The organism is Microbacterium sp. E-13 (assembly GCF_049912955.1).
Taxonomy (GTDB): Bacteria; Actinomycetota; Actinomycetes; order Actinomycetales; family Microbacteriaceae; genus Microbacterium.
Map to the genome: position 1 here is coordinate 671,215 of NZ_CP183973.1, position 25,639 is coordinate 696,853.

The following is a 25,639-nucleotide window of genomic DNA, read 5'->3' on the forward strand; positions in this document are numbered from 1 at the left end:
ACTCGAGCGGATCTGCGCAAGAGTGGAGGGAACGCCCCGAACGGCCCGCTCCTGCGCAGATCTCCTCTGGTCGGCCGGAACGGCGGCCGTCAGTCGCCGGTGCCGGCCTCCAGCAGGTCGGCGGTCGCCCGCAGGATCGCCACGATGGCCGCGGTGCGGAGCTCGTCGGGCGAGCGGTGGCCGTTACCTCCGACGGCCGCAGCGGCAGCCGCGATCGCCGTCGCCGGTGCGGGCACCGCGTCTCGGGCCGACGTCAGCAGGCCGCGCCCGATCAGGGCTTCCGCGGCCGACAGCATCGGCCGCTGCTCGTAGGTGTCGTCGAGGATGTCGACCACGGCGGCCACGAACTCGCTGTTGGTCAGCGTCGGGCTCTTGCCGAGCACGGTGATCGCGGCGCTGGTGAACACGCCGTGCCCGTTCGTCTCGAGGGCGACCTGGTCGGGCTGGCAGGCACTGATGAGCACCTCGCGTCCGTCGACGCGCTGCGCGCGCGGCGCAGCGGCGCGATCGGTCTCGACCTCCACGACCCGCTTCCAGGCGGCCGTGCGGAACTCGTCCTCGGGAGAGGCTGCTCGCTCCTCACGGAACGCGGCCTCCTCTTCGGCGCTCAGCACTGTCATCCGGGGCTTCGCGCCGGCGGGGATCCTCCGCTCCTCGAACTCGCCGACCGTGATCTCGCGGTTCACCGACCCGGAGTGGCACGAGTCGAAGAAGAGTGTGACCGAGACGCCTTCGGGGATGGCGTCCCAGATGGCGCCGAGGTCGTCGTCGATGATCAACTGGCCGTCGCGGAAGTCGACCGGGCACAGGGCCTCGTCCTTCGGGCCGAACTCGTCGGTCTCGTCGCCGTCGAGATCGGGCACGAACGTGCCGTGACCGGCGAACTGGATCGCCACGATGTCGCCGTCGCGCGCCGACGACACCTTGTCGAGCATCGCCCGCAGGATGCGGTCGCGCGTGGCGTCCGCATTGTGGATCGATTCCACCTGGAAGCCTGCCTCGCGGAACGCCTTCGCCCAGGACTCGGCGTCGGCGACGCACCCGCTCAGCGGGTCGCGCGGGTACGCGTCGATGCCGATGCAGAGGGCCAGCTTCTTCGGCTCGGCGCCGCGGGCGCCGACCGGTTCCGGACGCGGCGCGGGCGTGAACTCGCCGATCTCGCGGGCCCGCGACGGGAACGCCGCGACACGGTCGGGCTCGTCGCTGTCGGGCACGCCGACGACCCGCCGCGCGAGACTCATCATCGTCTCGACGTCGTTGTCGAAGTCGCCGTGCGACGTCGCCTGCGTGCTGCTCCGGCGACCACGGGTGACGGGACCGAGCACGAGCCGCTCGCCGGCGTCGCCGAGGTAGGCCATGGTGCGGCCCGAGCGACGCAGGTGCTCCTCGAGGCCGAGGATGCCGGCATCCTTCTCCGCCTCGAAAGCCCGCGAGACGAGGTACAGCAGGGACTTGCGGTAGACCTTCCCGGTGTTGTCGCGCTTCTCGTGGGTCTCGTCCATCGTGAAGATCGAGAGGTTCTCGATCCTGCCCGCCTCCGCGAGGGGCAGCAGCGTCGCCTCGAAGGTGTCGACCCGCACCGCGGGCGCGAGGAAGGTGACGCTCTTCACACTGTCGACCGCGTCGTCTCCCTCGAAAAGACGGGGCACGAAGTGCGAGTGGTAGATCGAGCCCGCGCTGTGGCCGGCGATGTGCAGCTCGACGGCGCCGGCGTTGGCGGCCATGAACTCGCGCAGCGCCGCGGCGAGCACGAACGCCCCGCCGGGCTCGCCGCCGCCCACGCTCGGAAGGCACGCGCCGGCGGAGTCGAGCTTCATGTCGTCCCAGAACTTGCGCCCGCCGAGCACGCGCGCGGCCGCCTCGACGGCGATGTCGGTGAGGTCGGTGAAGCCCCGCTTCCCGGTCGCCTTGCCCGAGAGCACGTCCTCGAGGGTGGTCTTGAAGCCGCTCTCCCACACGAGGTGGATCGGGTACACGCCGTTCTTCTTCCACCACCCCACCTGGCGCTGGGCGGTCTGCAGCCCCGCGGGCTTGTCGGTGAGGCCGCCGTGCGCCCAGATCAGCACCGGCACGGGCGACGGCGACTGGCCGGCGGCCGCCTTGCGGCCCTGCTGGTCGACGAACGCCGCGAGATCGACGTCGATCATGCGTCGCACATCGTCGGCGGTCGTCCCGAAGTCCTCCACGGTGCGCGGACGCGCGCTCGCCGTCTTCGCGAGCCGGCCGTCGGCGGTGTGGACGACGTGCTTTCGGAGCGCCGCCAGCTCGGCGGCGGTAAGGGTCGCGCCGCGGGCGGTCGCGGTGGTGTCGGCCATGGTGTCACGTCCTTCTCTGGTGGTGGCTTCTCTGGTGGTGGCTTCTCTGGTGGTGGTGGGTCGTCCTCTGGGGGGTGGCTTGTCCCGTGGAGTCGGCGGCATCGAGCGGGCGAGCGGATGCCGGTCAGTGGGGGTCGCCGCCGGGCGCCGCTCCGGCGCGCACGAGCCTCGCCCGCGGGTCGGCGAACACGGTGAAGGCGAGCGAGGTCAGGTCCCCCGCCTCGCGTGCGGTCCGCCGTGCGGCGAGGACCGCCTCGCCGAGCGTGGCGTCGGCGCCCAGGGTTTGCTCGTAGAACTCGCGCACGAACGCCGCCGTGACGTCGTCGCGGACGGCCCACGAGCACCCGATGAACACGCCGACGCCGCCTCGGAGGAACACCTCGGCGAACCCGCCGAGCCCCGTGGCGCCGGAGCGCAGGCGCCCGACGTCGCAGGCGCTGAGGAACACGAACGGCGCGCGCGCCGCCGTCGGGACCTCGTCGAGTTCCGGCAGATCGCGCCGCGCATCGATGTCGGTGTAGGACGCCGAGCCGTCGTCGTGGTCTTCGGAGAAGGCCGCGAAGGCGATCTCCTGTCCGAGGGGCGCCACGTCGCGCCACCGGCCGTGGCCGGCGAAGTGGAGGAGGTCGAAGCCGTCGGCGATCGCGCGTCGCAGCTCGGCGGGATCGACCGCCGAGCGAGGACTCGCCGCCAGGAGCTCGCCGAGCGTGTGCACCTCCTCGAGGGCACGGGGCAGCGCGTACTCCGGGTTGACGTACTCGGGGGCGATGGCGACCACGCGGGTGACGTCGACCGGGATGACGGTCGGCCGGGCCGTGCCGTACATCCAGCGCGTGAGCCCGAGGTCGCCGAGGAAGTAGCGGTCGGGATCGGGCCGCTGCTTGCCGACGGGCACGAGGTGCACGATCTCCCACGGGATGTCGAGCTCGCCCGAGGTCTGCAGCACGAGCTGCGAGATGCGACGGCGCCGGTTCCACAGCAGTGCGTTGATCTCGTCGCCGAGCAGCTCGCGCGCGATCCGCGCGCCGAGCGAGCGCACCTCGCGCCGCGCCGTCTCGGCGGCTTCGTCGGGGTCGTCCTCGACCTCCTCGGCGAACGCCGTCCGGATCGCGGCGAGGTCGGCGTAGATGCCCTCGACGTACGCCGCCTTGTCGTCGAGGCGCACCGAGTTCCGGACGAAGGTGCGCCCGATCTTCGCCGTGATGAGCAGCTCCGACTTCCCGCGCGAGATCGTCTCGTCGATCGCGAGGGTGGGCAGGTCGGCGATGCTGCGCGGCGGAGCGGCGACGGCGGCCGCGACCACGCGGTGATCGCCCGCAGGGGCCTCCTCCGCGTCGTCGGCGGTCAGGATCGGCGTGCTCAGGGCCAGGACGGCGAGGGGAGCGACCACCGGCGGCTGGCTGAAGGTGACCGTGATGTGGCCGCGTCCCGGTCCGTCGGGAACCAGCCGGAAGACGAGACGCCGGGGCTCGTCGGCCGTCGTGGGAAGGGTCGTCGTGACCACCGGGGGCGTCCCCGCGGCGAAGGCCAGCCCGCGCAGCTGAACCCCGACCTCGATCTCGCGCGACGGGTCGAATCGCACGCTCGCCTTTCGGCGGGCCGTGCCCGGCGTCGGCGCCAGGTCTTCGAGCGACAGGCGCACGACGGCGTCGAACTCGACCCCGTCCACGACCTGCGAGGGCACCTCCGCGTCGACGAACGCCGGCACGCGGGCGGCGCCGTCCAGGCCGGGCGCGGGCGGGCCGGCGGGTGCGGGAGCCACCTCGGGCTCGGGCGGCGCCTCGGGCTCGGCCGCCGCTTCGCGCTCGGCCGCCGCCGGCGGCGGGGGAGGTGCGGGAGGCCCGACAGGCGGCGCGGGCAGCGGTCCGACGGGGGCCAGACCCGGCGATCGCCCGCCGATCCCCCCGCCCCCCACCACCTCGCCGGGCCGGGGCAGGAGAGGAGGCAGTGGCGGTGGCGGCTCGGCGGCCGCCTCCGCGCCGCCGCCCATGCCCATCCCGCCCTCGGCGACCTGGTGCTCGAGCCACGAGATGCCGGTCTCGAAATCGCTCGCCACGACGCTCAGGTGCAGCGTCTCGCCGGCGCTCAGCGCGATGTCGGCGGTGTACTCATCGCCACCTCGCAGCTCGAGATGCACGAGCGCTGCGACGCCGTCGCGCACGACGATCGCCGCGTAGTGGAAGTCGTCCGTGCCGCGCACACGCAGCGTGGCCACGGTGTCGGCCAGCGCATGCAGCACGACGTCGGCCAGGAACGTGACGCCGAACTCGTTCGGGGCGACGTCGTCGGGCGCCCGATCGACGCGCACGTCGAGCACGTCGACGTCGCCCTCGACGTCGACCCTGCTCCGCGGCACGTCAGGAACGCGAACCATGTCGACTCCCTTGCCCCGGTGCCCCCATCGGCACCGCCCACCTGTGGATTCCAGGAGCGCTGTTCGCTGCACAGCATACGAGCGTGCTCCTCACCGCGCCAGAGTGCCGCGCGCCGGCCCTGATACATGGTGGCTCCGACACCCGGAGGCTCCGAGACGGAAGCGCTCCGCCCGTCACCAGTTCCGCAGGATCTCGGCGACGCCCGCGTAGTCCTCCTCGCTGAGCGCCAGCTGCCCCGCCTCGACGATGGTGAGCTCGGCGCCGGCGCGCTCGCCGGCGGCGACGCTCTGCGCGTCGCGGCCTCGCAGGATGTCGAGGTAGGGCGTGTGGACCGTGAAGGCCTCGACGTCGAAGATGCCGATGCGCTGCCGGATCTCTCCCGCGGCGACCGCGAGCGCTGCCGCTCGCCAGGCCTCTCCGTGCGCGGCGGCGACGGCGCACACGCCCTCGAGGCCGTACGCCACTCCCTCGTCGTAGTGCAGGCCGATCGAGAGCAGAAGGGTGTGCACGAACTCGCGCTCGGCGTCTTCGATGCGGCCGAGCTGGAAGTTCAGCCGCGCGCGGAGGTTGCCGGCGACCGACGTCGTGAACAGGTCGCCGCCCGATTCCGCCACCGACGTGGCGCGGTCGAAGTGGGCCAGCGCGTCGTCGGTGGCTCCGCGCACCCACGCGAGGCGTCCGAGTGAGACCTCCGTGATCGCCTCCGCCCACGTGTTGCCGTCTTCCCGCAGGGCCACCACGGCCTGGCGCAGCTCGTCCTCGGCCCGGTCGGTGTCGTGGTCCGACAGCTGCACGCGCGCGGTCGCGCGAGCGGCGAGCGCCATGGCCGCGGCATCCTCGTCGCCGCTCTCGGTGAACAGCCGCACGCACTCGCCGAGCCCCGCGACCACCTGCTCGCTGGGCCGCTGCCACATCTCACCCCACAGCGCGAAGAACCACGCGACGGCGCGCGTGTGCTGCGTGATGGGCTGATCGCTCTGCTTCTCGAGCAGCTCGAGCATCCAGACCCTCACCTCGGCGAAGAAGCCCGATATCCACCAGTAGATGAGGAGGCTCCAGGCGAAGTCGCCGGCGTCGTCCAGCCGGTTCGTGTGGATGAGGTGCCGCACCGCGGCGCGGAGGTTCGGAAGCTCGAGCCCGAGACGCCGCACCGCCTCCGCCTGCCCCGGACCGCCCAGATCGGGCGCGACGCGCTGCACCAGACCCCGGTAGTAGTCGGCGTGGGCGCGGCGCACTCTGTCGGCATCGCCGCGTGCCTTCAGGTGCTCGAGGGCGTACTCGCGAACGATCGCGAGCAGCGAGAACACGCGGCGTCCGCCGACTTCGGTCTGCTTCACCAGCGACCCGTCGACCAGCGCCGCGAGCCCGTCGATCGCGTGGTCGCTCCAGGCCGTGCCCGACGCGAGCGCCTCGACGGCGTCGAGCGTGAAGCGCGTCGCGAAGACGCCGAGGTCTTCGAGCAGTGCGCGCTGGTCGTCGGGGAGCAGGCTCACGCTCCAGTCGATGGTCGCCCGCATCGTGCGGTGCCGCTCGGGCAGGTCGCGCACCGCCGCCGTCAGCAGCGGCAGGCTCTGCCCGAGACGGTCGGCGATACCGGCGGGACTCAGGATGCGCACCTTGGCTGCGGCCAGTTCGATGGCCAGCGGCAGGCCCTCCAGCCGGCGGCAGATGTCGGCCAGGTCGCGGGCGTTGCCGGGGGTCACGTCGAAACGGGGGTCGATCGCGCGGGCCCGGTCGACGAAGAGCGACACCGCGCCCGACCTCGTGGCGCGGTCGAGGCTCGCGGGGCCATGGCCCGGCGGCGTGGTCAGCGGCGGCACGTCGTACACGCGCTCGCCGCGGATGTGCAGCACGATACGGCTCGTCACCAGGAAGGTCGCCGTCGGGGCGACCGTGTACAGCCGCACGAGGACGGGTGCGGCATCCACGATCTGCTCGAAGTTGTCGAGCACGATCAGCACCCGGCGATCGGCCAGGGCGTGGGCGATGCGCTCCTCGAGCGCCGCTTCCCCGTTGTCGCGGATGCCGAGGTGGTAGGCGATCGTCGGCAGCAGCAGACCCGACTCCAGCACGCCCTCGAGCAGCACGAAGTACACGCCGTCGGGGAACAGGTCGCCGCAGGCGAGCGCCGATTCGATCGCGAGCCGGCTCTTGCCGATGCCGCCGGGGCCGATGAGGCTCACCACCCGGTCGGTGCCGCGCGCCAGGAGGGTGCGCACCGCGTCGATGTCGGCCTCGCGGCCGATGGTGGTCGTGTAGGGGACGGGCACGCGCCCCGCGAGCGGCGAAGGGGCCTCGCCCGGAACGGATGCTGCGTCGCCACGCGATTCGTCGAACCGTTCCGCGAGGAGGGTGGCGAGGTCGGCGGCGACCTGGTCTTCGAGGTCTCGGGCGTCGGTGAAGTGGAGGTAGGCGGCGGTGTCGTCGGCTTGGATGCGGGCGATGAGGGTCTTCAGGCGGTCGTCGCGGGTGTCGGTGTCTTTGACGTAGATGAGTTTGGGCATCGCGCGGGGCGCGAGGTTGTACTCGTCTTCGAGGCCGGAGACGTCTTCGCCGGGGGCGACCCAGCCGTAGCTGTCGCCGTAGATGCCGACGAAGACGTCGGATTGGGCGAGGTAGGAGCGGTAGAGGTCGCGGGGCGGGTGGGGGCGGGCTCCGAGTTCGAACATCACCGGGGCCAGGCGCAGTCGTTCGATGGCCGACCGCACCGCGTCGCGCTCTTCCGCGAGTTCGCGCAGCGTCGAACTCACGAACACCCGGATCCGCTGGTCGGGAGTGCGGATCACCGCGGCGTCCGGGCCCGTCACCACGACGGGACCGTCTGGCGCAGGTCGGCGTCGTCGGGCAGCGCGATGGCGATGGCCTCGGCGAGCCCCATCTCGCGCCCCGCCCGCTCACCTGCCGCGACGCTGTCGGGATCGGCCGCGCGCACGGTCTCCAGCGGCTCCAGGTGCACGGCGAAGCCCTCGATGTCGTAGATCCCGGTGGTCTCCCGGATGGTCGCCGCGACGGCGGCGAGCGCACCCGCACGCCAGGCCTCGCCGTGCGACGCGGCGATCGCGCACATCCCCTCGAGCCCGTAGGTGGCGCCGTCGACGAAGTGCAGCCGCACCGCCAGCGTCAGCGTCAGGAGGAACTCCTTCTCGGCCTCGTCGCGTTCGCCCAGGAGAAAGCGGAGGCGTGCCCGGTTGTTCCCCGCGACGACGCGCGTGAAAGCGTCGTCGGCGGCGTCGGCGATCGCGACGGCCCGGTCCAGGTGGCGCATGGCCTCCGGGATGTCGCGGCGCACCATTCCCAGCTGGGCGCGCACGACGACGGCGAGCGCCTCGGCCCACCGGTCTCCCAGCTCGTGCAGTGTGGCGATCGCCTCGTCCAGCTCCGCCCGGGCGACCGCCTCATCGAGGTCGGGGAACTGCAGCCGCGTCGAGGCCTTGGCCGCCAGCGCCATGGCCGCGGCATCCCGGTCACCGCTCTCGCGGAACAGCCGCACCGCTTCGCCGAGCCCCTCGACCACCTGGTCGCTCGGGCGCTGCCACAGTTCCGCCCACAGCGGGAAGAAGATCGCGACTGCGCGGGTGCGAGGCGTGATCGGAAGGCTCTTGTCGAGCAGCTCGTCCATCCACAGGGCGACGTCCGCGAAATAGCCGCAGATCCACCAGTACGGGAGCATGGTCCAGGCGAAGTCCCCGGCGTCGTCGAGGCGGTCCTCCTGGATCAGGTGGCGGGCCGCGGCGCGCAGATTCGGCAGCTCGAGCCCCAGCTCGGCGACCGCGTCGATCTGCTCCGCCCCGTGCAGCCGGGGCGCGATGCGTCGCACCAGACCCAGGTAGTAGTCGGCGTGGGCGACGCGCATCGCGGTGGCGCCGTCGCGCGCCTCGAGAACCCCGAGGGCGTACTCGCGCACGATCGCCAGGAGGGAGAAGACCGAGCGCCCTTCCGACTCGACGCGCTGCACCAGCGACGCGTCGATGAGCGCTGCCAGAGTCTCGATGGCCTGATCGCCCCACGACCGGCCCGCGCCGACCCCCTCGACCGCCTCGAGGCTGAACCGGGCGGCGAAGACCCCGAGGTCTTCGAGCATGGTGCGCTGCTCCTGGGTCAGGAGCCCCACGCTCCAGTCGATCGTGGCCCTCATCGTGCGGTGCCGCTCCGGGAGGTCCCGCACCGACGTGGACAGCAGCGGAAGGCTCTGCCCGAGGCGCTCGGCGACGTCGTGCGGCGTGAGCAGGCGGATCTTCGCCGCCGCCAGCTCGATGGCCAGCGGCAGCCCGTCGAGCCGCCGGCAGATCTCCACCACGTCCGCTGCGTTCTCGGGCGTGAGCTCGAAGCCGGGCAGCGCGGCGGCGGCGCGCTCGGCGAACAGCGCGCAGGCCGACGACGCCGCCGCCTGGGCGAGCGTCGCGGGCATTTCGGGAGCGGGTGTGTCGAGCACTTCGACCTCGAACACCCGCTCGCCGCGGATGCGCAGCACCGTGCGGCTCGTCACGAGGAAGCACGCGCGCGGCGCCAGGGTGTACAGCCGCACCAGGACGGGCGCCTCGTCGACGATCTGCTCGAAGTTGTCGAGCACGATCAGCACGTGCCGGTCGCCGATCGCCTGGGCGATGCGCTCCTCGAGGGCGGCTGCGCCGGTGTCGCGGATGCCGAGGATGTACGCGATCGTCGGCAGCAGCAGCCCTGGCTCGAGCACGCCCTCGAGCGGCACGAAGTACACGCCGTCGGGGAACAGGTCGCCGTTCGCGTGGGCGGCCTCGATCGCGAGCCGGCTCTTGCCGATCCCGCCGGGGCCGATGAGGCTCACCACCCGGTGCAGGCCGCCGGCCAGCAGCGCGCGGATCTCGGCCAGCTCCCCCTCGCGGCCGATCGTCTCGGTGTACGGCTCGGGCACACGGGCCGCCAGTGAGATCTCGGACGCCGTCGTCGGCTCCGGTCGCCGGGACTGGTCGAAGCGTTCGGCGAGGAGGGTGGCGAGGTCGGCGGCGACCTGGTCTTCGAGGTCTCGGGCGTCGGTGAAGTGGAGGTAGGCGGCGGTGTCGTCGGCTTGGATGCGGGCGATGAGGGTCTTCAGGCGGTCGTCGCGGGTGTCGGTGTCTTTGACGTAGATGAGTTTGGGCATCGCGCGGGGCGCGAGGTTGTACTCGTCTTCGAGGCCGGAGACGTCTTCGCCGGGGGCGACCCAGCCGTAGCTGTCGCCGTAGATGCCGACGAAGACGTCGGATTGGGCGAGGTAGGAGCGGTAGAGGTCGCGGGGCGGGTGGGGGCGGGCTCCGAGTTCGAACATCACCGGGGCCAGGCGCAGTCGTTCGATGGCCGACCGCACCGCGTCGCGCTCTTCCGCGAGCTCGCGCAGCGTCGAACTCACGAACACCCGGATCCGCTGGTCGGGAGTGCGGATCACGGGGTGTTCCACCCCAGTCATGTGCATATATTGGCCCGATCGGGCAAGTTTCGCCATCACCGCGCGCGCGCGATTCGCCAGGTGCGTCGTCTTTTCGCTTCCCGATCATGCCCTTCCCCTGAAGCAGGGCCAGGAGTATGTTCCGGCGGTGACGGCCTCGGAGAGGACGCCGTCCGCCCGAACCGGGGACCTCGGGCGTCATCACTGGGAGGGGAAAAGCATGAAGAAGGCTTTGGCGTGTGCGGTCGTGGCGGTCGGGCTGGTGCTCGGCAGCGGCGGAGCGGCGATGGCGGGCGAGGTGAACGGCAAGGGCGGAGACACTCCGGCACCACTCAAGGCGCATTCGCTCTGCGTGTTCTCCGGGCTCGACACGATCGATTCGATCGAGAACCCGCCGGACGCGCCCGACTACAACCCGATGTTCGACGACGACGCCGTCGGCATGCGGGGCAGCCAGAAGAACGGCTTCCACAGCGTCCAGAGCTACGGAGCGTTCGTCGCGGCGGGCGGCAAGGCGTTCGTCCCGAGCCCCGGTCAGGCCTGCAACCCCAACGGCGGCTTCGAGGAGTAGGCGACGCCGGCTGACGGCCGTCCCCGGTGCTCGCCGGGGACGGCCGTTCTGGTCCGGCACCGGGCTTCCGGCGGGGTTATACCGCAGCATCCGAAAGTCGTCAAGAATCCGACTGGACACGGCGCGTCGTCCTGGGTATAGTGGGTCTTTGCGCTCTTGGATTCCCCCTGCCCTCATATGGTGGTCGGCTGTGCTCGCGCCCCCTCGCGTCTCGCGAGGCGTGCCGCGCGGGTTTCGGGGATGAAGAGCACTCCACCTGACGACAAGGAAACGAGCCCTACGGGCCCACGGAGGTAATCCCCTTGGCTGCTGCGAGCAACGCATCCAACCCCACCACCACCCCCAAGAACGGACGCGGAGCTTCCCGACTCTCGTTCGCCAAGATCTCCGACACGCTGACGGTCCCCGACCTTCTCGCGCTGCAGACCGAGTCCTTCGACTGGCTCGTCGGCAACGAGGCCTGGAAGGCCCGCGTCCAGGACGCCAAGGCCGCCGGCCGCACCGACGTGCCCGAGATCAGCGGCCTCGAGGAGATCTTCGAGGAGATCTCGCCCATCGAGGACCTGAGCGAGACCATGCAGCTCTCGTTCACGAACCCGTACCTCGAGCCCGAGAAGTACTCCATCGAGGAGTGCAAGGAGCGCGGCAAGACCTACGCGGCCCCGCTGTACGTCGAGGCCGAGTTCATGAACCACCAGACCGGTGAGATCAAGACCCAGACGGTCTTCATGGGCGACTTCCCGCTCCAGACCGACAAGGGCACGTTCATCATCAACGGCACCGAGCGCGTCGTGGTGTCGCAGCTCGTCCGTTCGCCCGGCGTCTACTTCGACAAGACCCCCGACAAGACGTCCGACAAGGACATCGTGTCGGCGCGCGTCATCCCGTCGCGCGGCGCCTGGCTCGAGTTCGAGATCGACAAGCGCGACCAGGTCGGCGTGCGCATCGACCGCAAGCGCAAGCAGTCGGTCACCGTCTTCCTCAAGGCGCTCGGCCTGACGAGCGAGGACATCCTCGCCGAGTTCGCCGGTTTCGAGTCGATCGAGGAGACGCTCTCGAAGGACACGATCCTCACCAAGGAGGACGCCCTCCGCGACATCTACCGCAAGCTGCGTCCGGGCGAGCAGGTGGCCGCCGAGGCCGCTCGCGCGCTCCTGGACAACTTCTACTTCAACCCGAAGCGCTACGACCTCGCCAAGGTCGGCCGGTACAAGATCAACCACAAGCTCGGACTCGACAAGCCGCTCACGGACTCGGTGCTCACCGTCGACGACATCGTGGCGACCATCAAGTACCTCGTCCGCCTGCACCGCGGCGACGTCACGTTCGACGGCGTGCGCGGCGGCAAGCCGGCCGAGATCCGCCTCGACGTCGACGACATCGACAACTTCGGCAACCGCCGCATCCGCGCGGTCGGCGAGCTCATCCAGAACCAGGTCCGCACCGGTCTGTCGCGCATGGAGCGCGTGGTCCGCGAGCGCATGACCACGCAGGACATCGAGGCGATCACGCCGCAGACCCTGATCAACGTCCGCCCCGTCGTGGCCGCGATCAAGGAGTTCTTCGGAACGTCGCAGCTGTCGCAGTTCATGGACCAGAACAACCCGCTCGCGGGTCTGACGCACAAGCGCCGCCTCTCGGCGCTCGGCCCCGGCGGCCTGTCGCGCGAGCGCGCGGGCGTCGAGGTCCGCGACGTCCACCCGTCGCACTACGGCCGCATGTGCCCCATCGAGACGCCCGAAGGCCCGAACATCGGCCTCATCGGCTCGCTCGCCTCGTTCGCGCGCATCAACGCGTTCGGCTTCATCGAGACGCCGTACCGCCGCGTGGTCCAGGGCAAGGTCACCGACCAGATCGACTACCTGACCGCCTCCGAGGAGAGCGACTACATCGTCGCCCAGGCGGGTGTCGAGCTGAAGGCCGACGGCAGCTTCGCCCAGGACCGCGTCCTGGCACGTCGCGGCAACGGCGGCGAGGTCGACCTCTTCCACTCGGAGGAGATCGGCTACATGGACGTCTCGCCGCGCCAGATGGTGTCGGTCGCGACCTCGCTCATCCCCTTCCTCGAGCACGACGACGCGAACCGCGCCCTCATGGGCGCGAACATGCAGCGTCAGGCCGTCCCGCTCCTCCGCTCGGAGTCGCCGGTGGTCGGCACCGGCATGGAGGGCTTCGCGGCCATCGACGCCGGTGACGTGGTCACCGCCGACAAGGCCGGTGTGGTCGTCGAGGTCTCGGCGGACGTCGTGACCGTCCAGCTCGACGAGGGCGGAACGCAGGACTACTTCCTGCGCAAGTTCGACCGCTCCAACCAGGGCACCTCGTACAACCAGCGCGTCGTCGTCTCGGCGGGCGAGCGCGTCGAGGCCGGCGAGGTCATCGCCGACGGTCCTGCGACCGAAGACGGCGAGCTGGCCCTCGGCAAGAACCTCCTCGTGGCGTTCATGACGTGGGAGGGGCACAACTTCGAGGACGCGATCATCCTGAGCCAGGACCTGGTGAAGGACGACACGCTCTCTTCGATCCACATCGAGGAGTACGAGGTCGACGCCCGCGACACGAAGCTCGGCAAGGAGGAGATCACGCGTGACCTCCCCAACGTCAGCCCCGACCTGCTGAAGGACCTCGACGAGCGCGGCATCATCCGCATCGGCGCCGAGGTGCGCCCCGGCGACATCCTGGTCGGCAAGGTCACGCCCAAGGGCGAGACCGAGCTGTCGGCCGAGGAGCGCCTGCTCCGCGCGATCTTCAACGAGAAGAGCCGCGAGGTGCGCGACACGTCGCTGAAGGTGCCTCACGGTGAGCAGGGCACGATCATCGCGGTCAAGGAGTTCAACGCCGAGGACGGCGACGACGAGCTCGGCTCGGGCGTCAACCGCCGCGTCGTGGTGTACATCGCCCAGAAGCGCAAGATCACCGAGGGCGACAAGCTCGCCGGCCGTCACGGCAACAAGGGCGTCATCGCGAAGATCCTGCCCGTCGAGGACATGCCGTTCCTGGCGGACGGCACGCCGGTGCAGGTCATCCTGAACCCGCTCGGCATCCCGGGCCGAATGAACTTCGGTCAGGTCCTCGAGCTGCACCTCGGCTGGATCGCCAAGCAGGGCTGGAAGGTGGAGGGCACCCCGGAGTGGGCCGCCAAGCTGCCGGAGCAGGCCCTCGAGGCGCCCGCGGGAACCAAGGTCGCCACCCCGGTGTTCGACGGCGCCTTCGAGGCGGAGATCGCGGGTCTGCTCGACTCGACCCTCCCCACGCGCGACGGCGTGCGCCTGATCGACTCCTCGGGCAAGACGCAGCTGTTCGACGGCCGCTCCGGTGAGCCGTTCCCGGCTCCGATCTCGGTCGGCTACATGTACATCCTGAAGCTGCACCACCTCGTGGACGACAAGATCCACGCGCGCTCGACGGGCCCGTACTCGATGATCACCCAGCAGCCGCTCGGTGGTAAGGCGCAGTTCGGTGGCCAGCGCTTCGGTGAGATGGAGGTGTGGGCCCTCGAGGCCTATGGCGCCGCGTACGCGCTCCAGGAGCTCCTCACGATCAAGTCCGACGACATCCTCGGCCGCGTCAAGGTGTACGAGGCGATCGTCAAGGGCGAGAACATCCAGGAGCCCGGCATCCCCGAGTCGTTCAAGGTGCTCATGAAGGAGATGCAGTCGCTCTGCCTGAACGTCGAGGTGCTCTCGGCCGACGGCTCGGCGGTCAACCTCCGCGACACCGACGACGAGGCCTTCCGTGCCGCCGAAGAGCTCGGCATCAACATCTCCAGCCGCTTCGAGTCGTCGTCGATCGACGAGATCTGACGCTTCGACAAGCTCAGCGACCGACTGACTCATCTAAAAGATTTCCGACACAGGAGAACCAGTGCTCGAATCAACCACTTTCGATCAGCTTCGCATCGGCCTGGCCACCGCTGACGACATCCGTCGTTGGTCGTACGGCGAGGTCAAGAAGCCCGAGACCATCAACTACCGCACCCTGAAGCCCGAGAAGGACGGTCTGTTCGGCGAGCAGATCTTCGGCCCCTCGCGCGACTGGGAGTGCGCGTGCGGCAAGTACAAGCGCGTCCGCTTCAAGGGCATCGTCTGCGAGCGCTGCGGCGTCGAGGTCACCAAGTCCTCGGTGCGCCGCGAGCGCATGGGCCACATCGAGCTCGCCGCGCCCGTCACGCATATCTGGTACTTCAAGGGCGTCCCCTCGCGCCTGGGCTACCTGCTCGACATGGCGCCGAAGGACCTCGAGAAGGTCATCTACTTCGCGGCGTACATGGTGATCTCCGTCGACGACGAGGCTCGCCACCGCGACCTCCCGACGCAGGAGAGCAACATCCGCCTCGAGCTGAAGACGCTCGCGGACCGCCGCGACGCGCGTGTCGCCGCTCGCCTCCAGAAGCTGGAGGAGGAGCTCGCCGCGCTCGAGGAGGAAGGCGCCAAGGCCGACCAGAAGAAGAAGGTCAAGGACGCCGCCGAGAAGGAGATGGCCGCCATCCGCAAGAACGCGGATGACCAGGTCACGCGCCTCGAGAAGGTGTGGGAGGACTTCCGCAACCTCGAGGTCGGCCAGCTCAAGGGCGAGGACGAGATCTTCCACGAGCTGCAGGACCGCTTCGGTCAGTACTTCGACGCCCACATGGGTGCCGAGTCGATCAAGCGCCGCCTCGAGAGCTTCGACCTGCAGGCCGAGGCCGACAGCCTCCACCTGCAGATCTCGGAGGGCAAGGGCCAGCGCAAGATCCGTGCGATCAAGCGCCTCAAGGTCGTCAACTCGTTCCTGCAGACGGGCATGAGCCCGGCCTCCATGGTGCTCGACGTCGTCCCGGTGATCCCGCCGGAGCTGCGCCCGATGGTGCAGCTGGACGGTGGCCGCTTCGCGACCTCCGACCTGAACGACCTGTACCGTCGCGTGATCAACCGCAACAACCGCCTCCGTCGCCTGATCGACCTCGGTGCCCCCGAGATCATCGTCAACAACGAGAAGCGGATGCTGCAGGAGGCCGTCGACGCGCTGTTCGACAACGGCCGCCGCGGTCGCCCCGTCACCGGTACGGGCAACCGTGCGCTGAAGTCGCTGTCCGACATGCTGAAGGGCAAGCAGGGACGATTCCGTCAGAACCTGCTCGGCAAGCGCGTGGACTACTCGGGCCGTTCGGTCATCATCGTGGGTCCGCAGCTCAAGCTGCACCAGTGCGGTCTGCCCAAGCAGATGGCGCTCGAGCTGTTCAAGCCGTTCGTGATCAAGCGCCTGATCGACCTCGGTCACTCGCAGAACATCAAGGCGGCCAAGCGCGCCGTCGAGCGCACGCGCCCCGAGGTGTGGGACGTGCTCGAGGAGATCATCCGCGAGCGCCCCGTACTCCTCAACCGCGCGCCCACGCTGCACCGCCTCGGCATCCAGGCCTTCGAGCCGCAGCTCGTCGAGGGCAAGGCCATCCAGCTGCACCCGCTCGTCTGCGCCGCGTTCAACGCGGACTTCGACGGCGACCAGATGGCCGTGCACCTGCCGCTGTCGGTGGAGGCACAGGCCGAGGCCCGCATCCTGATGCTCGCCTCGAACAACATCCTCAAGCCGTCGGACGGACGCCCGGTGACCCTGCCCTCGCAGGACATGATCATCGGCCTGCACCACCTGACCACGGTCAAGGAGGGTGCCGCCGGTGAGGGTCGCGTGTTCGGCTCCGTCGGCGAGGCGATCCTCGCGAAGGACGAGGGAACGCTCGACCTGCAGGCCAAGGTCCGCATCCGTGTGCCGGGTCTGACCTTCCTCGAAGGTGAAGCCCCCGAGGGCTACGAGCGTCACGGCCTCCTGGACGCCTCGCTCGGTCAGGCGATCTTCAACGACACGCTCCCCAAGGGCTACCCGTTCGTTCGCGAGCAGGCCGACAAGGGCAAGCTGTCGCAGATCGTGAACAAGCTCGCCGAGGAGTACCCCAAGGTGGAGGTCGCTGCTTCGCTCGACCGCATCAAGGACGCCGGCTTCTACTGGGCCACCCGTTCGGGTGTCACGGTGGCGCTGAGCGACATCCTCACGCCGCCGAACAAGGCCGAGATCGTCGCCGGCTACGAGAAGCAGGCCGCGAAGGTCCAGGGCCAGTTCGAGAAGGGTCTCACCACCGACGCCGAGCGTCGTCAGGAGCTCATCAAGATCTGGACCGAGGCGACCGACGAGGTCCAGAAGGCGATGCGCGACAACTTCCCCGAGGACAACACGATCAACCGCATGGTGTCGTCGGGTGCTCGTGGCAACTGGCTGCAGATCCGCAACATCGCGGGCATGCGAGGCCTGGTGAACAACCCGAAGGGTGAGATCATCCCGCGTCCGATCATCTCCTCGTACCGCGAGGGGCTGTCGGTGGCGGAGTACTTCATCGCGACGCACGGTGCCCGTAAGGGTCTGGCCGACACGGCTCTCCGTACGGCCGACTCGGGCTACCTGACCCGTCGCCTGGTCGACGTCTCGCAGGACGTCATCATCCGCGAGGAGGACTGCGGCACGACCAAGGGCCTCGAGTTCACGATCGCCGCTCCGGGTGCCGACGGCACGCTGGTGCGCGACGCGAACGTCGAGAACTCGGTGTTCGCCCGCACGCTCGCGGCCGACGCGACCGCCCCGAACGGCGACGTCGTCGCCTCGGCCGGTGAGGACGTCGGCGACGTGCTCATCGACAAGCTCGTCGAGGCGGGTGTCGAGTCGATCAAGGTCCGCTCGGTGCTCACCTGCGACTCGGCGGTCGGCGTCTGCGCGAAGTGCTACGGCCGTTCGCTCGCGACCGGCAAGATCGTCGACATCGGCGAGGCGGTCGGCATCATCGCGGCCCAGTCGATCGGTGAGCCCGGAACGCAGCTGACGATGCGTACGTTCCACACCGGTGGCTCGGCGTCGGCGGATGACATCACGCAGGGTCTTCCCCGTGTGCAGGAGCTGTTCGAGGCGCGAACCCCGAAGGGCGCATCGCCGATCGCCGAGTCCGACGGACGCATCACGATCGACGAGACCGAGAAGTCGAAGAAGGTCATCCTCACGCCCGACAACGGCGACGAGCCCCACGTCTACCCGGTCCTGAAGCGCGCGACGCTCCTGGTCGAGGACGGCCAGCGCGTCACGGTCGGCCAGCCTCTCCAGGTCGGAACGCTCGACCCCAAGGAGGTCATGCGCGTGCAGGGTGCCCGCGAGGTGCAGAAGTACCTCGTCAACGGCGTCCAGGGCGTGTACCGCTCGCAGGGTGTGCCGATCCACGACAAGCACATCGAGGTCATCGTCCGTCAGATGCTGCGGAAGGTCACCGTGGTCGACCACGGCGACACCACGCTGCTGCCGGGTGAGCTGGTCGACTTCAAGCGCTACCAGCAGATCAACCGCGAGGCCGTGGGCGAGGGCAAGCGCCCCGCGTCGGGTCGTCCCGAGCTGATGGGTATCACGAAGGCGTCGCTCGCGACGGAGTCGTGGCTGTCGGCCGCGTCGTTCCAGGAGACCACCCGCGTGCTCACGCAGGCGGCCATGGAGGGCAAGAGCGACCCGCTCGTCGGCCTCAAGGAGAACGTCATCATCGGAAAGCTCATCCCCGCCGGAACCGGACTTGCGAAGTACCGCAACGTCACGGTCGAGGCGACGGAGGAGGCCAAGAGCGAGCGGTACCCCAACCGCATCTTCGCCTCGGACGGCGCGTACACCGACGCCGACCTGAGCTACGTCGACTTCGACAGCTTCTCCACCGACGGTTTCACGACCGACTACAACTGAGTCCGAGATCTCGAACCCGATTCGAGACCTGGACGCACGAACGAAGGGCCCTGGCTTCCGCCAGGGCCCTTCGCCGTTCCCGGAGAACGGATGCCGGGGATCAGTACTGCGTCGTCGTTCCGGTGTCGCCGGTGGTGCCGGTCGTGCCGGTGCCGGTCGAGCCGCTGTCCGGTGCGACGTTCTCCTTGACGCGCTCGGCCGTGCTCTGCGCCTCGTCCTTCACGGTCTCCGCCGACGAGACGGCCGAGTCCTTGACCTGGTTGACGGCGTCCTTGGCCGGCTCCTTGAGGTTCTGCGCGACATCCTGCGCAGCATCCTTCGCCTTGTCCACCGCCTTGTCGACGAGCGGCTGGGCCTGGTCGCGCAGCTGGGTGCTCCAGCGCTTCTCGGAGTCGGTGGCGGGGATGAGGCTCGCGACGAGGAAGCCGACCCCCGCGGCCAGCAGGCCGACCACGAGCGGCGTGCCCTGAGCCTGCCGCCGGGCCTTGTCCGGCAGCTCCTTCACGGCGTCGCCCGCGGCTCCGAGCTTGTCGCCGACGGTGTGGCCCGCGGAGGATGCGGAGTCGCCGAGGTCGTCGGCCACCCCCATCACGCGGCCCTTGACGTCGCCGAGCGCCTGGCGCACCCGCGTCTTCTGCCGCTCCATCATCTTGGGAGGCGAGACCTTGTCGGCGAGCGCGTCCACGTCCCGGCCCAGTTCATCGCGCGTCACTTCGATGTCGGCGCGGATCTGATCTGCGTTGCTCATTATCGGTTCTCCTGATTTCTCTTGAGCGCGTCGGGGATCTCCTTGACGGTCTCCACCGTCTTCGGCGCCCCTTGCACGGTCTTCAGTCGCTTGCGCCCCACGGCGTAGAGGATCGCGGCGATGATGCCCCAGATGACGGCCACGATGACCGCCGACCAGCCGAGGCTGTCGATGAGATCGCCGAGACCCCACCACAGGGCGACGGAGAGGAAGAACACGGCCATCATGCCGGCGTACCCCGCCCCGCCCAGGAGTCCGGCACCCATCCCGGCGCGCTTGGCCGACTCCGAGAGCTCTGCCTTGGCCAGCTCGAGCTCCTTGCGCATGAGCTCCGACAGGTCGCGCGAGACCTCGCCGACCAGTTCGCCCAGCGATGTCTCGGCCGCCTTCTGCTGAGACGGCGTGGGCATGTCCGTCATCGTCGTGCCTCGCCCGTCGCCGACCATTCGTCTGCTGTGCCGGCGGTGACGCCAGGGTCGGCGCCGGTCGTGAGCGGGTCGCCTGCCAGCGCGTCGGCGATGGGCGTGTCACCCTCGTAGCCGACCGTGCCGGCACTGGCGGCCGTGCCGCCGTAGCCCGCCGCCGTACCGGCGCCCGTCGGGGCCCCGGTCACCATGGCCGGCTGCGTACCGCGGTACCCCGGCTGCGTGCTGCCGTAGTAGTCGAGCGATCCGCTCGATGCGCGGCTGCTGTCGCGGGCGTCGGAGACGAGCGCCTTGGTCAGCCGCCCGGCGACGAGACCGACGCCGGCCGCGATGGCCAGGAAGGCTCCCGTGTGCCGGCGCGCGAACGTGCGCACCTCGTACACGATGTCGGCCGGCTCACGCTGTTCCAGCCAGTCCGCCACTTTGCGCGTCTGCTCGCCGACGGCGCGCGCGGCGTTCGTCGCAATGCCCGAGCCGGTGGCGGTGCCGTTGGCCAGCCCGGCGAACTCGTCGCTCGTGCTCCTCAGCGCGTCTGCGGCACGGCGCTGCTGTGTCGACGCCTGGTCCGACAGTTGCGCGCGAGTCTCGTACAGGAACCCTCGTGCCGCGCTCTTCGCGTCGTGAGCCACGCTCTTGGCCTCTTCGCCGGCCACTTCGGCGACGTTCTTCGCGCCGGCGCCCACCTCAGCGACGGTCTCCTTCGCGCGCTCCTTCATGTCGCCTGAGTCTGTGCCCTGGCCCATACCCGTGCTCTGGTTCGCATACGGATCGGTGTCGTAAGTCGACATGCTCCTCCTCCATCTCACGTGCGGCGTAGGACCGGCGATGTGCCGGCCCTCGACGATCCGCCGTGATGAATACCGTCCGTCATGAAGGCGGATGTGAAGAGAGGGTGGCACTCGGCGGGACGGCGGAGTATGCTGCCCGCCCGTGGCACCCTGAGCCGGCTGCGCAGCCGGTCCGCGACCTCCTCGCGCCGTCTCGCGCGCGCCGCGGCGGACGCGACGCCGCCCCGGCTTACCGTGGGAGCGGAGGTGGGGACCCCATGGCGCGGATCGGCGGTCGCAATTCCTGGATCGCCGTGCCCGCCGGGCTGCTGTGCGCCGCGGTGGTCGGCGCCCTCCTCTGGCTGTCGCTGCCGATGGTGCCGGTCACCGTCGCGTGGGTCGGCGACACGCTGCGCAGCGCGACGGCGCCGCATCCCCGGGCGACTCCGGCGCAGACGCCGGCGCAGAAGGCCGCCGACGGCGGGGCCATCGACTGCCGCACGCTGTACGCCGACGACTTGTGGAACGAGCTCACATGGCACCCCGGATCGCTGCTCAGCCAGTCGAAGACAGCTTCGACGACGGCCGCGACGGCGTTCGCCGATGCCGCCGCCTCCGAGGTGCTGGTCACCTGCACCTGGACGTTCGCCGCCGGCAGCATCGTGACGACGCTGTCGAAGGTCGATGCCGACGCCGGGATCATGGCCGAGGCCGCGCTGGGGTCCGACGGGTTCGCCTGCCGCTCCGAGGCCGAGGGAACGGTGTGCACGCGCACGCGCGGAGCGGTTCATGAGGAGCACACGCTCCGGGGCGGGCTGTGGCTGGCGAGCGTGGAGACGCAGTGGCGGCCGGAGGACTACGGGGCCCGCCTGGATCGCACGGTGTGGGGTTGACCGGGGTGTCAGCCTGCGGCGGTCACCCGAAGATGCTTTCGACCACGGCGGCCGTGTAGCCGGCGGGCGCGAGGTTCGAGTAGGACGTGTCGATGAGGATGTCGTCGCGCCAGAAGAGCGTGCGGCCGTCGGTGACGGGGTACATCGGGTTCTGCCACGTCTTCTCGCAGCGGGTGCCGCCGTCGGGCGTGTAGCAGGTGTACCCCTCGTCGGCCACGAGCTTGTTGAGCATGTCGAGCGCGGGTCCCCGCGACACGTAGTCGATCGTCGTCCGAAGGCCCGTGGTGTCGGCGGCGGGATCGCGCCACACGCACACGAGCCCGCCGTCGGGCTGCGGCCCCAATGATCCCAGCGCGGGATCGTTGAGCGGCACGCCCTCGAGCTGCGCGAGCACGTCGTCGGTGAGCATCTCGCGGCAGTCGTCGGGGATCTCGGCCCTCGCCGTCGGGGTGGGGGTCGGGGTGGGCCTCACCGAGGCCGACGTCGATGGGGTCGGGCTGAAGGTGAACCCGCCCGAAGGGGCGTTCTCCGGAGCACAGGCGGTGAGCAGCGTGAGAGCGAGGAGGACGGATGCCGCCACCGCGGCCGTCCGGGGCGCGCGAGATGCCATGGGCTCAGGGTAGAGGCATCCGTCCCTTCGTCATCGCACCGCGCGGATTCCGTCCGGCACGCCTCCGTCGGATGAGGCCGCGCGCGGGCTACTCTGCCTCTGCAGGGACGAGCCCTGCGTGAGGAGTGCCTGCGATGAGTGACCCCAAGTCGTCTTACGGCGAGCCCGTCGAAGAGCCGCGCGGCGTCGACGACGTCGTCGGTCGTGCGAACGAAGGCCTCGCCGATGCAGAGGCCGCCCGCCGTGACGCGGCGTCCGACACTCCTGCGACCGACGAGCCCGGTGCGTCGCCGGTCGCCCGCGATGCGGGCGGCCGTGCTGAGGCCGGCGAGCCCGTCGGCACCACCGAGCCCGGTGCCGCCGAGCGGGCCGACCCGGCGGGCTCCGCGCCGGTGACCTCGAAGCCGGCGGCCGACGAGCCCGACCCGTGGGACTCGCCGGAAGCGGCATCCCTCGTCGACACGTCGCCGGCCCCCGTCGCCCGCGCCGACGACGCACCGACCGTCGTCGCCACCCCGGTCGTCACGCCGAGCGAGCCGGTGGTGTCCGAGCCGGCGGCCGGTTCCGCTCCGGCCCCGCAGCCGATCTTCGTGCAGGCGCCCGAGGCTCCTCGCCCTCGCGGCAACCGCGCCGCCGCGGGTGCCATCGGCCTGCTGGCCGCGCTGTCGTTCGCGGTCCTGTACCTGGCCGTCTGGCTCGGGGTGCGCGCGATCGAGGGCGACGTGACCGCCGCGAACGTGGGCTCGGCCGCCCTCCAGGCGCTCGGCACCTGGTCGCTGTGGGTGCCCGTCGTCGTCTTCTTCGTGGCGTTCTGGCTGCTCGGCGCGATCATCAACCGCGGCCGCTGGGGCTACTGGGTCGTGTTCGGCATCCTCGTCGGCGCCGCCGCGTACGGCGGTCATATCCTGGGCGCGCTGTTCCAGGCGCCGTTCTGGAACCTCACCGCGAGCCAGGGCGCCGACCTCGTCGACAAGGAGCTGCTGGCGCCCCTGGCGATCGCGGCGTTCGTCATCGGCCGTGAGCTGACCATCTGGTTCGGCGCGTGGGCGGCGGCGCGGGCGAAGCGCGTCACCGAGCTCAACCTCGAGGCGCAGCGCGAGTACGAGCGCACGCTCGAGGCCGGGCCCCAGCTGGTCCACGCCTGACCGGCGCGAGCCTTCCGCCGCTGCCCCCGACGTAGGCTGACGGCATGGCCGCGGGCGGTGGAGGCGGGGCGTCGCAGGGACCGGTGCGACCACCGGTCGCGCTCGCGTTCGCGACGATGGGCTTCGTCGCCCTGCTGATCTTCGGGCTCGGCATGACCAGCCTCGCCATCGGCGAGGACGTGATCGACACCCCCGGCCTCGGCCAGGTCCCGGGCATCACCGGCGTCGCCTCTGCGACGCTGGCTTTCGCGGGCGGACTCTGGGCGGCGATCCGCCGGGCGGGTGCCATGACGGACGCCGCCCCCTCCGTCCCCGGCACGGGACCGGGTCGCGGCGGCATCGGGGGCCCCGGTGCCGCCCTGACGCGGCATCCGTCGTACTGGGGCGCCGCGTGGACGACGGCGGCGAGCTTTCTCGCGTACCTCGGCGGAGTCTGGTTCGGAGCGGTCGCGACCGGCGCCGACCTCGGAGTGGCGACGGCGGTGGTCGGCCGCCTCGCGACGTCGTGGTTCGGTCTCGTGGTCGCCGGCGCCGCTTTCGTGGCGGCATGGTCGGGCGTCGCGCTCGTGCGCACGCGTGCCCGCCGGCCGCGGTGGCCCTGGGAGGACGAGTTCGACGAGTAGCCCGGTGACGGGGGCAACCGCGGAAATCCGGGCGGGAACGGATGCCGCGTACTAGCGTTGCTCCCGTGGAGCGGTCGCTCGAGACCCAGGTCAGCCAGGCGGTGGACGCCTGGCTGGCGTGGCTGCCGCGATGGGAGCCCGCAACCCACCGCGGTCGCACGGCTCCGTGCCGGCGCTGCTTCGGCTCACCCGTGCTGTCCGCAGCCGGCCTCGGCGCCGACGTGCCGCACGGCGTGCAGCACGGCCTCTCCACCCGCATCAAGACGATCGTCGACCGCTCCGTCGCCGAGTACACGGCCCTGAACCTGCCGATGCTGCAGGCGGAGCTCGATCAGCAGGCCGCCCGCAACCGTGCGCGCACCTACCGGCCGGGGGAGGGACTCGATCCCGAGTTCGAGGGGCTGCCGCTCGACCCCGACCCGGTGCCAGGGGCGCCGTTCCTCTTCACGATCGCCGGCCTCGCCGAAGAGGCGGACGCCGACGTGCCCGCACTCCCGCCGCTGAGCGACGAGGCCAAGGCGGCCCTCCGCCAGGAGGTCGGTCTCGCCGACGACTACGCCAACATGGTCGGGCGCGAGGTCTGCACGATCCTGCTGCACCACCGCCTGCGCATCCAGGCGGCCGTGGGGGAGTACGTCGAACCACAGATCGAGGCGATGCTGGCCGACCTGACGAGATCCCTCGACGCGCCGTTCGACCCCCACGACCCGGGGGACGCGCCGCGCCTCGAGTGACGTGCGGCGCGGGATGCGGCATCCGAATCGCTTCGCGCCGGATTGCACAGGCCGGGCGCCTCGTCACGGGGTGCCGGAAGTGATTTTGTTAGCATGGCCAGGTTTGTTGCCGCCTGGCGGCAGGGCAAGGAAGCGACCGGGGAGGTGTGGTGGCCACACGGCTTCCCTCGGCGCCTCCGATCCTTCCGGGACTGGCTTACATCCGCCCACTCGGCTCGGGCGGGTTCGCCGACGTGTTCCTCTACGAGCAGGACATGCCGCGCCGCAACGTCGCGGTCAAGGTGCTACCCAGCGACGTGCGCGACCCCGAACTGCGGCGCATGTTCAACGCCGAGGCCGACGTGCTGGCGCACCTCTCCGCCCACCCCTCGATCGTCACCGTCTACCAGGCCAGCATCTCGGCCGACGGGCGGCCGTACATCGTCATGGAGTACTGCCCGGGGTCGCTCGCGCAGCGGTACCGGGTCGAGCGCATCCCGGTCGAAGAGGTGCTGTCGATCGGCGTCCGCATGGCCAGTGCGCTCGAGTCCGCGCATCGGGCCGGCCTCATCCACCGCGACGTCAAGCCCAGCAACATCCTCATCACCACGTTCGGCACCCCGGTGCTCGCCGACTTCGGTATCTCGGCATCGCTTCAGCGCAGGAGCGGCGGCGAGGTGCTCGCGATGTCGATCCCGTGGAGCTCGCCCGAGGTCGTCGCGGAGCAGACCGGCGGCACGGTTGCGAGCGAGGTGTGGAGCCTGGGCGCCACGGTGTACTCGCTGCTCGCCGGGCACAGCCCGTTCGAGCGGCGCGAGCGGGGGCAGAACACGAAGGACCTGCTGCGGGCGCGCATCGCGCGGGCGACGTACGTGGAGATCCCGCGCGCCGATGTCCCGCCGTCGCTCCAGGCGGTGCTCGCCACCGCGATGAGCCGCGACCCCGGGCGCCGGTACGCGTCGGCGCGGGCGTTCGGCGAGGCGCTCCGCGAGGTGCAGTCAGGGCTCGGCCTCTCGCCCACGCCGCTCGAGGTGCCCGATGCGGACTGGTCGCCGGCATCCGCCCCCGTCGACTTCGGCGACTCGGCGCTGCGCGGCCCGGCGCGATCGCGCATCGAGCGGGAGTCCACCCGCAAGACGCGCGCCGGCACGGGCGTGGCTTCCCTCGCCCGTGACGAGGACACCGAGATCTCGGCGCCCGGGCGCCGCCCGCGTCGCGCGCTGCCGTGGGTGCTCGGCATCGGCGCGGGCGTCGTGGCGGGCGCGGTCGCCGTCATCGCGACGCTGCTCGCCACCGGAGCCCTGTGATGGCCGGCGGCA

General features: G+C 70.6%; 16 protein-coding genes. 8 read left to right on the forward strand and 8 right to left on the reverse strand.

The genetic code is table 11. The annotated features are described in order from the left end of the window. Window positions 1–89: 89 nt before the first annotated feature. The 4 genes from ACN9MP_RS03080 to ACN9MP_RS03095 all read right to left on the reverse strand — a co-directional run bounded on the left by ACN9MP_RS03080 (window position 90) and on the right by ACN9MP_RS03095 (window position 10,109). Entirely contained in the window at window positions 90–2,315 is a 2,226-nt protein-coding gene (locus ACN9MP_RS03080; protein WP_426323847.1) for a caspase family protein, read from the reverse strand. A 124-nt stretch (window positions 2,316–2,439) separates the two neighbouring features. Continuing rightward, complete coding sequence (locus ACN9MP_RS03085) at window positions 2,440–4,689, reverse strand: CHAT domain-containing protein (protein ID WP_426323849.1); 2,250 nt, start codon at window positions 4,687–4,689, stop codon at window positions 2,440–2,442. A 174-nt stretch (window positions 4,690–4,863) separates the two neighbouring features. Continuing rightward, window positions 4,864–7,500, reverse strand: coding sequence for an ATP-binding protein (locus ACN9MP_RS03090; RefSeq protein WP_426323850.1), 2,637 nt, complete (start codon window positions 7,498–7,500; stop codon window positions 4,864–4,866). Beyond that, the gene (locus tag ACN9MP_RS03095) at window positions 7,494–10,109 is read right to left on the reverse strand and encodes an ATP-binding protein (RefSeq protein WP_426323852.1); all 2,616 of its coding nucleotides are present in this window, start codon (window positions 10,107–10,109) and stop codon (window positions 7,494–7,496) included. The genes ACN9MP_RS03090 and ACN9MP_RS03095 overlap by 7 nt, the downstream gene beginning before the upstream one ends. 199 nt (window positions 10,110–10,308) lie before the next feature. On the opposite strand from ACN9MP_RS03095, the gene ACN9MP_RS03100 reads away from it, so the two are divergent. The 3 genes from ACN9MP_RS03100 (at window position 10,309) to rpoC (ending at window position 18,396) form a co-directional block, all read left to right on the forward strand. Next, window positions 10,309–10,659: a hypothetical protein gene (locus ACN9MP_RS03100; protein WP_426323853.1), complete on the forward strand. Its 351-nt coding sequence runs from the start codon at window positions 10,309–10,311 to the stop codon at window positions 10,657–10,659. Between the two features lie 302 nt (window positions 10,660–10,961). Further along, the gene (locus ACN9MP_RS03105; protein ID WP_426323855.1) at window positions 10,962–14,462 is read left to right on the forward strand and encodes a DNA-directed RNA polymerase subunit beta; all 3,501 of its coding nucleotides are present in this window, start codon (window positions 10,962–10,964) and stop codon (window positions 14,460–14,462) included. Between the two features lie 61 nt (window positions 14,463–14,523). Next, window positions 14,524–18,396 (forward strand): DNA-directed RNA polymerase subunit beta', encoded by a 3,873-nt coding sequence (gene rpoC, locus ACN9MP_RS03110; RefSeq protein ID WP_426323857.1) that lies wholly within the window; start codon window positions 14,524–14,526, stop codon window positions 18,394–18,396. A 100-nt stretch (window positions 18,397–18,496) separates the two neighbouring features. On the opposite strand, the gene ACN9MP_RS03115 is transcribed toward rpoC, so the two are convergent. From ACN9MP_RS03115 to ACN9MP_RS03125, 3 genes are read right to left on the reverse strand one after another with little or no spacing between them, the layout of a single operon-like run. Continuing rightward, on the reverse strand, window positions 18,497–19,144 hold the full coding sequence (locus tag ACN9MP_RS03115; RefSeq protein WP_426323859.1) for a DUF3618 domain-containing protein: 648 nt from the start codon (window positions 19,142–19,144) through the stop codon (window positions 18,497–18,499). Further along, a complete protein-coding gene (locus tag ACN9MP_RS03120) occupies window positions 19,144–19,563 on the reverse strand; it encodes a phage holin family protein (RefSeq protein ID WP_426323860.1) in 420 nt (139 codons plus the stop codon). The genes ACN9MP_RS03115 and ACN9MP_RS03120 overlap by 1 nt, the downstream gene beginning before the upstream one ends. Then, window positions 19,560–20,357: a hypothetical protein gene (locus tag ACN9MP_RS03125; protein ID WP_426323862.1), complete on the reverse strand. Its 798-nt coding sequence runs from the start codon at window positions 20,355–20,357 to the stop codon at window positions 19,560–19,562. Before ACN9MP_RS03125 ends, ACN9MP_RS03120 begins: the two co-directional genes overlap by 4 nt. Before the next feature lie 257 nt (window positions 20,358–20,614). Between ACN9MP_RS03125 and ACN9MP_RS03130 the strand changes: the two genes are divergently transcribed. Continuing rightward, window positions 20,615–21,229: a hypothetical protein gene (locus tag ACN9MP_RS03130; protein WP_426323864.1), complete on the forward strand. Its 615-nt coding sequence runs from the start codon at window positions 20,615–20,617 to the stop codon at window positions 21,227–21,229. A 22-nt stretch (window positions 21,230–21,251) separates the two neighbouring features. Here the strand turns inward: ACN9MP_RS03130 and ACN9MP_RS03135 are convergent, their stop codons facing one another. Beyond that, window positions 21,252–21,839 carry a hypothetical protein gene (locus ACN9MP_RS03135; RefSeq protein WP_426323865.1) on the reverse strand — a complete coding sequence of 196 codons (588 nt, stop codon included), beginning with the start codon at window positions 21,837–21,839 and terminating at the stop codon, window positions 21,252–21,254. A gap of 134 nt (window positions 21,840–21,973) precedes the next feature. Here ACN9MP_RS03135 and ACN9MP_RS03140 point away from each other — a divergent pair, with 134 nt between their 5' ends. The 4 genes from ACN9MP_RS03140 (at window position 21,974) to ACN9MP_RS03155 (ending at window position 25,627) form a co-directional block, all read left to right on the forward strand. Continuing rightward, on the forward strand, window positions 21,974–22,984 hold the full coding sequence (locus ACN9MP_RS03140) for an ABC transporter (protein WP_426323867.1): 1,011 nt from the start codon (window positions 21,974–21,976) through the stop codon (window positions 22,982–22,984). Between the two features lie 44 nt (window positions 22,985–23,028). Further along, window positions 23,029–23,607: a hypothetical protein gene (locus tag ACN9MP_RS03145; protein ID WP_426323869.1), complete on the forward strand. Its 579-nt coding sequence runs from the start codon at window positions 23,029–23,031 to the stop codon at window positions 23,605–23,607. A gap of 65 nt (window positions 23,608–23,672) precedes the next feature. After that, window positions 23,673–24,341: a spermidine/putrescine ABC transporter substrate-binding protein gene (locus tag ACN9MP_RS03150; RefSeq protein WP_426323871.1), complete on the forward strand. Its 669-nt coding sequence runs from the start codon at window positions 23,673–23,675 to the stop codon at window positions 24,339–24,341. 149 nt (window positions 24,342–24,490) lie between these two features. Beyond that, window positions 24,491–25,627, forward strand: a complete 1,137-nt coding sequence (locus ACN9MP_RS03155; protein WP_426323873.1) for a serine/threonine-protein kinase — start codon at window positions 24,491–24,493, stop codon at window positions 25,625–25,627. The last annotated feature ends 12 nt before the right edge of the window (window positions 25,628–25,639 follow it).